Source organism: Phenylobacterium conjunctum (assembly GCF_042679085.1).
GTDB lineage: Bacteria > Pseudomonadota > Alphaproteobacteria > Caulobacterales > Caulobacteraceae > Phenylobacterium > Phenylobacterium conjunctum.
This window is the reverse complement of record NZ_JBHTLQ010000088.1, coordinates 1-9,542: the sequence shown is the minus strand read 5'-3', so window position 1 is coordinate 9,542 and position 9,542 is coordinate 1. Positions and strand designations below refer to the sequence as shown.

Here is a 9,542-nt window from a genome sequence, read left to right as displayed (position 1 = left end):
CGGCGGCCACGGCGGCGGCGGCCTTCCCGCGCCTGTCCATCGACCTGATCTACGCCCGCCCCGGCCAGACGCCGGAGGCCTGGACCGCCGAGCTCGCCGAGGCCATCGCGCTGGGCGCCGAGCACGTCTCGCCCTACCAGCTGACCATCGAGGCCGGCACCGCCTTCGACCGCGCGGTGCGGCGTGGAACCCTGGTCCCGCCGCCGGAGGACCTGGCCGCCACCCTGTTTGAGGTGACTCAAGAGGTCCTGGAGGCCCACGGCTTCCACGCCTACGAGGTCTCCAACCACGCCCGCGGCGAGGCCGCCCGCTCGCGCCACAACCTCGTCTATTGGCGGGGCCTGGACTATGTGGGCGCAGGTCCCGGGGCCCATGGCCGCCTGACCCTGGACGGCGTCCGCCACGCCACCGAGGCCGCCGCGCGCCCGGCCGACTACATCGCCCACGTCGCCGAAACCGGAGTGGGCTTCATCACAGACGAGCCCCTGAGCCCCCTCGAAGCCGCCGAGGAGCGCCTGCTGAGCGGCCTGCGCATCGAAGACGGCGTGCCCTTCGCCGAGCTCGCCGCCCTGGGTCTCACCCCCGCCCACCCGGAAGTCGCCCACCTCACCGAGCTCGGCCTGATCGCGCCGGACCCCCTGCGCCTACGCGCCACCCCCCAAGGCCGCCTGATCCTCGACCACCTGACCGGACGCCTGGCGACCTGATCTCCCTTTCCCCCCAAAGGGGGCGAGGGGTCCTTGTCCTTGAACTCCCCCCAAAGGCGGCCACGCTTGCGTTCGGCGGGCGAACCGGCGAAGCCTTGCGGCATGTCGCGCCATCCCCCGCCACCGGCCTTGTCCGATGCCCCGCTCGCCCCGGGCCTCTACCTGGTGGCGACGCCGATCGGGAACCTGCGCGACATCACCCTGCGCGCCCTGGACGTGCTGGCCGCCGCCGACCTGGTGCTGGCCGAGGACACCCGCGTGGCCGGCAAGCTGCTCTCCGCCTATGGCCTGAACAAGCCGCTGGAGCGCTATGACGAGCACTCCGCCGAGCGGGCCGGGCCCAAGGCGCTCGCCCGCCTGCGCGAGGGCGGCCGGGTGGCCCTGGTCTCCGACGCCGGCACGCCCCTGGTCTCCGACCCCGGCTATCGCCTCGCCAAGGAAGCCATCGCCGAGCGCCTGCCGGTGTTTCCGATCCCCGGGGCCTCGGCCCTGCTGGCGGGGCTGACCGTCGCCGGCCTGCCCACCGACCGCTTCCTGTTCGCCGGCTTCCCGCCCCCCAAGTCCGCCGCCCGCCGCGCGGCTTTCGAGGAACTGGCCGGCTATCGCGCCACCCTGGTGTTCTTCGAGGGCGGCAGCCGCGTGGCCGACAGCCTCGCCGACATGGCCGCCGTGTTCGGCCCGCGCGAGGCCTGCGTCTGCCGCGAACTGACCAAGCTCTACGAGACCGTCCTGCGCGGCCCGCTGGACGCCCTCGCGGAAGACCCGCGCCTGGAGGAGACCCGCGGCGAGTTCGTCATCCTGGTCGGCCCCGGCCGCGAGGAAGCGGCGACGGCGGAGGACGCCGACCGGGCGCTCACCGACGCGCTCAGCCGCCTGAAGCCCGCCGACGCCGCCGCCGAGGTGGCCAAGGCCCTGGGCCTGCCCCGCCGCGACCTCTACCGCCGGGCCATGGAGCTGAAGGGGGCCAAGGGGTGAGCCGCGCGCCCGCCCAGACCCGGACAGAGGCCCGGACGCAGGCCCGCGCGATCCGCGGCGCCGAAGCCCGCCGGTCCGGCCGTCGCGCCGAGCTCCTCGCCGCCGCCTGGCTGATGCTGAAGGGCTACCGCATCCTCGGCTTCCGCCTGAAGACGCCCCAGGCCGAGATCGACCTGTTGGCCTGGAAGCGCGGCGTGCTCGCCGTGGTCGAGGTCAAGCGCCGCGCCGACCTGACCGCCGCCCTGGAGACCGTCAGCCTGGACCAGCGCGAGCGCCTGCGCCGGGCCGCGATCAGCCTGGCCGCCCGCCGCCCGGACCTGAAGGCCGCCACGGTGCGCCTCGACCTCCTGGCCCTGGCGCCGGGCCGCGCGCCCCGCCACGTCCCCGACGCCTGGAAGGGAGGCTGAGCCATGACCCGCGAGGAGGCCGAGGCCATCCTGACCGCGGCCGGAAAGGCCGGCGACGAGGACTTCCCCCTGCTGGAGGCCGCTATCGCCTGCGCCATCCATGACGATCCGGAGCGCGATCCCGAGCTCGCCCGCCAGCTGGCGGGCGCCGGGGTCGAGCGCCTGACCGACCGCCTGGTCCGCGAGAGCCCGGAGGAAGCCCTGGCCGAGACTCTGGCCGGCGACCTGCGCCTGTCCGGCGACCTCCTGGACTACGACAATCTCGACAACGCCGACGTCCTGGCGGTGGCGACCCGGCGCAAGGGCCTGCCGGTGGCGCTGGGGGTCTACTACCTGCACGTCGCCGGCAAGTGCGGCCTGACCGTCCAGGGGGTCGACTTCCCGGGCCACTTCCTGCTGCGCATCGAGACCCCGGAAGGCCCGATGGCGCTGGACCCGTTCAGCGAGGGCCGGGTGGTCCTGCCCTCGGAACTGACCCGCCGCGCCCTGCACGCCGGCCTGACCCCCAATGTCGCCGAGCGCCTGGACGTGCTGATGGCCCCGGCCCCGGAGCGGGCCGTGCTCATCCGGCTGCAGAACAATGTCTACGCCCGCGCCGCCGCCGCCCGCGACTGGCCCCGCGCCGAACGCGCCGCCCTGCGCCGGGCCCTGATCGATCCGGAAGACCACCGCCCCTGGCTGGCCGCCGCCGGCGCCCGCGAGGCCCAGGGCGCCCTGGCCGGCGCCCTGGAAGCTCTGACCCGCGCCTCGCGTCTGGATGGCGGCGCCGCCCTGGCCGCCCGCGCCCAGCGCGAGCGCGTGCGCATGCAGCTGAACTGACCTTCAGCCCTGTAATCCGCCGTTCATGCGCCCGACAGGCGGGGTTCACCCCCGCCGCATAGGTCTTTGTCCGTGATCAGACGGACAGAGAGCTAAGCCCCGCATGACCCTTCGACGCCTCGCCTCCCCCTTGGGCTCCGCCTCGGCCCTGGCCCTGTTGGCCGGCGCCCCCGCCGCCTGGGCCGCCACCGAGGACGACCAGGCCTGGATGGTGGTCCAGGCCACCGCCCCCTTGAGCGACCGGGTGAGCTTCAGCCTCGACACCCAGGCCCGGTTCAGCGACGACGCCAGCCGCCTGGGCCAGGTGATCTTCCGCCCCTCCATCGGCTGGAAGCTGGACGCCACTCGCACCGCCAGCCTGGGCTACGCCTCGGTGAAGTCGACGCCCCAGGGCCGCCCGGCCACCCACGAGCACCGCACCTGGCAGCAGCTGTCCTATCGCATCGCCGGCGACGGCAAGGGCCCGACCCTCACTGGCCGCACCCGGCTGGAACAGCGCTGGGTCGAGGACCGCGACGGGACGGGTTGGCGCATCCGCCAGCAGGTCCGCTTCACCGCGCCCGTCCAGGACAAGGTCCGCGCCGTCGTCTGGACCGAGCCCTTCGTCGGCTTCAACGAGACCAGCTGGGGCCAGCAGGATGGCCTGCACGTCTGGCGCAGCTTCGCCGGCCTCGCCGTCCCGGTCTCCAGGACCGTCTCCCTCGAACCCGGCCTCCTGCACCAGCGCACCTACCGCCCCGGCGAGGACGCCGTGATCCAGGCGGCCGCCGTCTACCTCAACCTTCAATTCTGACCGGAGGAACCCCCTATGCTCCGCACGACCCTCATGACCGCCGCCGCCGTCATGGCCGCCGCGCCCGCCTACGCCGCCGTCGGCGACAAGCTGCCCGCCGGCCTCGCCAAGCTGTCGCCGGACCAGATCGCCGACCGCGTCCAGGTGGTGGACGACCCTCTGGAGGAGCACGTCGTCTTCTCCACCAAGGGCGTGTTCCGCAACAGCGGGGTCAAGGATGACGTGGCCGTGCACGACGGCTTCCTGGAGGCCCGCAAGACCCGGGCCGGCGGCGAGGTGGTCTGGCGGGTGCGCCACGACCTCACCTATTCCGGCGCCCGGCGTGACGTGAAGCTGGTTCACGTCAACACCCCCGACGGGCTGTTGAAGATCGCCCCCGGCGCCGTGCGGCGCTGGAGCGAGGACTGCGGCGACGTCGCCGTGGTCTGCAGCCAGCACCTCAGCGTCGAGTTCGACCTGCCGGAGACCGCCGTCCGCCACATCGCCGCCGCCTGGCGCCCCGGCGACCGCACCCCCTGGCGGGTGCGCTTCAAGGACGCCCGCGGCCAGGACGTCACCGTCGGCCTCGCCCCCGTCGAGGTGGCCGGCCTGGTGGACGCCGTCGACCGCGCCCGCCGCTGAACCCTCCCCGGGAAGGCCTCGGCTGTAATGCGCCGTTCATGCGCCCGACAGCCGAGGTTCACCCCGGGCTCCTACCTCTGAACCCAAGGCGATCATCGCCGCTCAATCCAAGGAGACCTGCATTGTCCCGTCGTTCGATCCTCGCCGCCGGCGCCCTGTTCGCCGCCGTCGCCACCGCCCCCGCCGCCTGGGCCAGCTCGACCTATACCGGCGCCCTGACGGAGGCCGAGGTGCTCGCCGCCCAGAAGGCCTGGGGCGAAGCCCTGGTGGCCATCGCCAAGGAACATGAGGCCGGCGGTCACGCCAAGGCCAAGGCCCTGGCCAGCACCGTGCTCGACAAGGCCTACGGCTACAATCTGGGTCCCGTGCTGTTCAAGCCGACCCTGACCAGCTCGCCCCAGACCTTCCGCACCACCAAGGACGGCGCCCTGGCCTACTTCGTCGGCGGCGACAGCGCCTATCCCAACGACAAGGGCTTCGCCCTGCAGGGCTGGCGCTCCGTTGAGATCAAGAACGCCGCCGTCCAGATCCACGGCGACACCGCGAGCACCGTCGGCAATGTCATCATGACCGACAAGGCCGGCAAGGTGACCGTCGTCGACAAGAGCTGGACCTTCAAGAAGACCGACGACGGCGCCATCCGCATCGTCGCCCACCATTCTTCGCTGCCCTACAGCGCTGCGAAGTGAGCGTGCTCCGATAAGTGCGAAGCGGTTATCGGAAAAGGCATGCTCTAAGAGATTGATTTTAAGTCTGGATTTCGATCCAGACTTGTAGGACCCCGTCAGGAGGTCCATCCCCGGCGCGCCCTCGCTATCCCCGTGGCGAGGGCGCGTTTTCGTTTGCGCTCAGGCCGCCACCCGCGCGCCAGCCCAAGACCCGGACTCCCATCCCCCGCTCATTCCCGCGCGGGCGGGAATCCAAGCCGAGCCAGCCTCACACCGCCGCCAGCGACGGCCGAGGCTCAAGCCGATAGCCCAACCCCCGCACCGTGGTGATGAAGGAGGCCGCGCCCGGCGGGTCCACCTTGGCCCTCAGGCGGCGGACATAGACGTCCACGACATTGGTCAGGGGGTCTTCGTCCACCCCCCAGACATTGGACAGGATCCGCTCGCGGCTCAGCACCCGGCCCGGCGCGGTCAGGAACAGCTCCAGCAGCGCCAGCTCACGGGCCGTCAGGGTGATCTCCTGGCCGTCGCGGGTCACCCTCAGGGTCGCCCGATCGAGCTCCAGCCCGCCGACGCCCAGGGTGCGGTTCGCCGCCGGCTTCTGGTCGCGGGGCCGGCGCAGCAGGGCCTCGATCCGGGCCAGCAACTCCTCGAAGGCGAAGGGCTTCACCAGGTAGTCGTCGGCCCCCATGCGCAGGCCCTGGACCCGATCCTCCACCGTCCCCAGGGCCGTCAGCATCAGCACCGGGATCATCACTCCGGCGGCGCGCAGGGTCTGGCAGACCTCGATCCCGGTCATCCGGGGCAGCATCAGGTCCAGCAGCACCACCCCGTCCTGGTCCAGCTCCTTGAGCATCCGGTCCAGGTCGCGGGCGGCCTCCAGCCCGGCGGCGCCGTCGCGCGCCACCCGGACCTTGTAGCCCTCGGCTCTCAGGCCGCGTTCGAGAAAGTCGGAGACGCGGGCGTCATCCTCGACGACCAAGATGTGCATCAGGCGGGCTCCACGGTCGCGGTCTTCAGCGGCAGGACCAGGGCCGCGACCACCCCGCGGCCCTCGGCGCTGTCCAGGGTCAGGACCCCGCCCTGGCGCTCGGCCAGGGTGCGGGCGATGGGCAGGCCCAGGCCGGTGCCGTCGGCCCGGTGGGCTCGGGCGCTGGCGGCGCGGAAGCCGCGCTCGAACACCCGCGCCAGGTCGGCCTCGCCGATGCCGATGCCCTCGTCGGCGATCTGCAGGCGCCAGCCGCCGTCAGCTGGGCCGGCGGTCACCCGCACCGTTCCGCCGGGATTGGAGTAGCGGATGGCGTTGTCCAGCAAGAGCGCCATGACCTGCTGCAGCCTCTGGCCGTCGGCGTCCACCAGCACCGGGGCGTCGTCCACCTCGACCTGCAGGTCCAGGCCGCGCACATGGGCCAGCGGCGCCAGGGTGGCCAGGGCCGCGTCCAGGGGCAGGCGCGGATCGATCTCGGCCAGGTCCAGCTGCAGCACCTCAGCGTCCGAGCGGGCCATCATCAACAGGTCTTCGATCAGGGTCCCCATCTGCTGGGAGGCCTGGGTGATCCGCTGCAGGGCCTCGCGGTGGTCGGCCACGGTCTTGGCCCCGCGCAGGGCCACCTCCGCCTCGCCGCGGATGGCGGTCATCGGGGTGCGCAATTCATGGCTGATATCGCCCAGCAGCTGGCGCCTGCGCGCCTCGGCCTGGCGCAACTCGCCCAGGGCGGCTTCGAGCTCGCGGGTGCGGGCGGCCACCTGGATCTCCAGGCCGTTGCGCAGCTCCGCCTCCTGCTCCCGGCGGGCCGACAATTCGGCGGCCATGTGATTGATGCTGGCGCCCAGCCGGGCGAACTCGCGAAACCCGCCCTCCGGCATGCGGTGGTCCAGCTGGCCGCGCTCAAAGGCCTTGGCCCCGTCCGACATGGCCGACAACGGCCGGCGCAGGGCGCGCACGAAATAGATCGCCAGGACGAGGGCGGTCAGGCTGAGCGTCGCCGCCGCCGACCAGGACAGGAACCGCACCCGCGCCAGATAGAGGTCGGCGGTGCTCCGGGTCCGCTGCAGGATCTCGGTCTCGATCCGCAGCCGGTCGTTCAGCATCTCGCGCAGGTCGCGGCCGGCGCCCTTGTCGAACACCGCCTCGATCTGGGACCAGGCGGCGCGCGCGTCCCCGGTCGGGCCGCGCCGGTTGATGTCGGCCAGGGGCTCGCGCAGGGCCACCACGCTCTGGCTCACCAGCTTCAGGGCGTCGTCGCGCACGGCCCCTTCGGAGGAGACCAGGCCCATTTCCCGGTCCATGGCCTCGGCCCGGGCGCTCAGGTCCTGCAGCCGCACAATGGTGGCGGCCATGGTCTGGCGCAGCATTTCGCCGTCGCCCGGCGCATGGTCGGCGCCGATCAGGGCCCGCAGCGACCAGGCCCGCAGGCGTTGCTTGGTCGCCGACAGCTCCCAGAACCCGCTCTGCAGGTCGCCGGCCACCCGCGCGCGGATCACCTGCTGTTCGGCCCGGTTGGCGATCCAGGCCGCGAGCCCGCCCTGGGCCAGGGCCAGGGAGGCCATCAGCACAAAGGCCACCGTCAGGCGCGTGGAAAACAGCGGCTTCAAGGGTCCCTCCTGGCGTTGAGCCCTAGATAAGCGGCGAACGCCGTTCCGCCAGCTCTCCGACGCAGTCGACACACCAATCCACCGCTCATTCCCGCGCAGGCGGGAATCCAAGCTGGGCCAGCCTCACGCGCCGTATGGATCCCCGCCTGCGCGGGGATGAGCGGGGGGAGAGGGATCGGCCCTGACAACAGCGCCTGGCCTAGTCGCAGCTGGGGCCACAATGAGCACGAAGCAAGGCGAAGACCACAAAGGCGCGCGGCGCGCGCAATCTCATCCTGATGGTCCCCTGTCAGGATTTGGATCCCTTCGTGTCTTTGCGCCCTTTGTGTCCTTCGTGTTGAAATAGGGCCTCGCCGCCGGCGAGGCGGCGGGGCTTCGATCTCGCATGTTCCAGTCCCCGCAAAGGACAGACGCTGGCGCCCGCCGTCGCCTCGGCCTATGTCAGGGGCCGCGCACGAGACGCCCGCACACGAGACGAAGGATCCGCCCATGCCCTTGAAGGTCGCCGTCCAGATGGACCCGCTCGAGCACATCCGGATCCAGGGCGACACGACCTTCCTGATGATGCTGAACGCCCAGGAGCGCGGGCATTCCCTGTTCGTCTACACCCCCGACCGCCTGTCCCTCGAGGAAGGCCGCGTCTTCGCTCGCGGCCGGTCGGTCACTGTGCAGGACGTTGAGGGCGACCACGCCAAATTCGGCGACTGGGAGCGGCGCGAGCTGTCGGAGTTCGATGTGGTCCTGCTGCGCCAGGACCCGCCCTTCGACATGGCCTACATCACCTCCACCCACTTCCTGGAGGTCGTCCACCCCAAGACCCTGGTGGTGAACAACCCGACCGAGGTGCGTAACGCCCCGGAAAAGCTGTTCGTCACCGGCTTCCCGGGCGTACAGCCGCCGACCCTGATCACCTCGGACACCGAAGCCCTCTATGACTTCCGCGCCCGGCACGGCGACATCGTGCTGAAGCCGCTCTATGGCGGCGGCGGCTCGGGCGTCGCGCGCCTGCTGGCCGACGATCCGAACCTCGACGCCCTCTTGGACCTGCACAAGATGATCGGCCGCGAGCCGGTGATCGCCCAGAAGTTCATCCCGGCCGTCTCCAAGGGCGACAAGCGCATCCTGCTGGTCGACGGCGAGCCGGTGGGGGCCATCAACCGGGTGCCCAACGCCGGTCAGATCCGCTCCAACCTGGCCGTCGGCGGCCGGGCCGAGGCCGTCGAGCTGACCGCCCGCGACCGGGAGTTGTGCGGCGTCATCGGTCCGGAACTGAAGGCCCGCGGCCTGATGTTCGTCGGCATCGACGTGATCGGCGACTATCTCACTGAAATCAATGTGACCTCGCCCACCGGGGCCCGGGCGCTGAAGCGGTTCACCGGCGTCGACGCCACCGAGATCATGTGGGACCGTGTGGAGCAGATCCGCGCCACCGCCTAGGATAGAGCCTCAACTTTCGGGCCTAGGTTACGGAATCGTCTTGGTTTCCGCATAAGTTCCGGATTTGTTCTTGATCCGACCCAGCTTGCGTGCTGAGGTTGTGGATAAAATCACGCCTTAGGGCAGGGGTTCCACAACCATGGCCGCGCGCGTCACCACCGTCGCCTTCCAGGGCGTCGAGGCCCGTCCCGTCGACGTCGAGGTCCAGCTCACCGGCTCCGAGCAGGTCTTCGTCATCGTCGGCCTGGGCGACAAGGCGGTGGGCGAAAGCCGCGAGCGGGTGCGCGCCGCCTTCGCCGGCCTCGGCTTGGCCCTGCCCGCCAAGCGGATCATCTGCAACCTGGCCCCCGCCGACCTGCCCAAGGAGGGCAGCCACTACGACCTGCCCATCGCGCTGGCCGTCATGGCCGCCATGGGGATCGTGCCGCCGGACGCCCTGAACGGCTGGGCGGCCATGGGCGAACTGTCCCTGGACGGCCGGGTGGTGGCGGCCGCCGGCGCCCTGCCCGCCGCCGTGGCC

General features: G+C 71.7%; 10 protein-coding genes and 1 pseudogene. 9 read left to right on the top strand and 2 right to left on the bottom strand.

The features are described from left to right. The 7 genes and pseudogenes from ACFQ27_RS20020 to ACFQ27_RS19990 form a co-directional block, all read left to right on the top strand. A pseudogene (locus ACFQ27_RS20020) lies at positions 1 to 707 on the top strand (radical SAM family heme chaperone HemW); the annotation flags it as partial. 102 nt (positions 708 to 809) lie between these two features. After that, positions 810 to 1,682, top strand: a complete 873-nt coding sequence (gene rsmI / locus ACFQ27_RS20015; protein WP_377354816.1) for a 16S rRNA (cytidine(1402)-2'-O)-methyltransferase — start codon at positions 810 to 812, stop codon at positions 1,680 to 1,682. After that, positions 1,679 to 2,089 carry a YraN family protein gene (locus ACFQ27_RS20010; RefSeq protein WP_377354815.1) on the top strand — a complete coding sequence of 137 codons (411 nt, stop codon included), beginning with the start codon at positions 1,679 to 1,681 and terminating at the stop codon, positions 2,087 to 2,089. Before rsmI ends, ACFQ27_RS20010 begins: the two co-directional genes overlap by 4 nt. 3 nt (positions 2,090 to 2,092) lie before the next feature. Further along, entirely contained in the window at positions 2,093 to 2,908 is an 816-nt protein-coding gene (locus ACFQ27_RS20005) for a SirB1 family protein (protein ID WP_377354814.1), read from the top strand. A gap of 103 nt (positions 2,909 to 3,011) precedes the next feature. Further along, positions 3,012 to 3,701 carry a DUF2490 domain-containing protein gene (locus tag ACFQ27_RS20000; RefSeq protein WP_377354813.1) on the top strand — a complete coding sequence of 230 codons (690 nt, stop codon included), beginning with the start codon at positions 3,012 to 3,014 and terminating at the stop codon, positions 3,699 to 3,701. 15 nt (positions 3,702 to 3,716) lie between these two features. After that, positions 3,717 to 4,322, top strand: a complete 606-nt coding sequence (locus ACFQ27_RS19995) for a hypothetical protein (protein WP_374343754.1) — start codon at positions 3,717 to 3,719, stop codon at positions 4,320 to 4,322. A gap of 122 nt (positions 4,323 to 4,444) precedes the next feature. Further along, positions 4,445 to 5,011: a hypothetical protein gene (locus ACFQ27_RS19990; protein WP_377354812.1), complete on the top strand. Its 567-nt coding sequence runs from the start codon at positions 4,445 to 4,447 to the stop codon at positions 5,009 to 5,011. 247 nt (positions 5,012 to 5,258) lie between these two features. On the opposite strand, the gene ACFQ27_RS19985 is transcribed toward ACFQ27_RS19990, so the two are convergent. After that, the gene (locus ACFQ27_RS19985; protein ID WP_374343758.1) at positions 5,259 to 5,981 is read right to left on the bottom strand and encodes a response regulator transcription factor; all 723 of its coding nucleotides are present in this window, start codon (positions 5,979 to 5,981) and stop codon (positions 5,259 to 5,261) included. Beyond that, a complete protein-coding gene (locus ACFQ27_RS19980; protein ID WP_377354817.1) occupies positions 5,981 to 7,540 on the bottom strand; it encodes a sensor histidine kinase in 1,560 nt (519 codons plus the stop codon). Before ACFQ27_RS19980 ends, ACFQ27_RS19985 begins: the two co-directional genes overlap by 1 nt. Positions 7,541 to 8,074: 534 nt before the next feature. Between ACFQ27_RS19980 and gshB the strand changes: the two genes are divergently transcribed. Together gshB and ACFQ27_RS19970 are read left to right on the top strand one after the other, a co-directional pair. Beyond that, positions 8,075 to 9,022 (top strand): glutathione synthase, encoded by a 948-nt coding sequence (gene gshB, locus ACFQ27_RS19975; protein WP_374343760.1) that lies wholly within the window; start codon positions 8,075 to 8,077, stop codon positions 9,020 to 9,022. 139 nt (positions 9,023 to 9,161) lie between these two features. After that, positions 9,162 to 9,542, top strand: a 381-nt coding sequence (locus tag ACFQ27_RS19970) for a magnesium chelatase domain-containing protein (RefSeq protein WP_377354811.1), incomplete at its 3' end; no start/stop codon positions are given.

Bases quoted from the DNA above. Each gene is read 5' to 3' on its own strand.
- rsmI (WP_377354816.1), top strand. From the start codon at position 810: ATGTCGCGCCATCCCCCGCCACCGGCCTTGTCCGATGCCCCGCTCGCC.
- ACFQ27_RS20005 (WP_377354814.1), top strand. From the start codon at position 2,093: ATGACCCGCGAGGAGGCCGAGGCCATCCTGACCGCGGCCGGAAAGGCC.
- ACFQ27_RS20000 (WP_377354813.1), top strand. From the start codon at position 3,012: ATGACCCTTCGACGCCTCGCCTCCCCCTTGGGCTCCGCCTCGGCCCTG.
- ACFQ27_RS19995 (WP_374343754.1), top strand. From the start codon at position 3,717: ATGCTCCGCACGACCCTCATGACCGCCGCCGCCGTCATGGCCGCCGCG.
- ACFQ27_RS19985 (WP_374343758.1), bottom strand. From the start codon at position 5,981: ATGCACATCTTGGTCGTCGAGGATGACGCCCGCGTCTCCGACTTTCTC.
- ACFQ27_RS19980 (WP_377354817.1), bottom strand. From the start codon at position 7,540: ATGGCCTCCCTGGCCCTGGCCCAGGGCGGGCTCGCGGCCTGGATCGCC.
- gshB (WP_374343760.1), top strand. From the start codon at position 8,075: ATGCCCTTGAAGGTCGCCGTCCAGATGGACCCGCTCGAGCACATCCGG.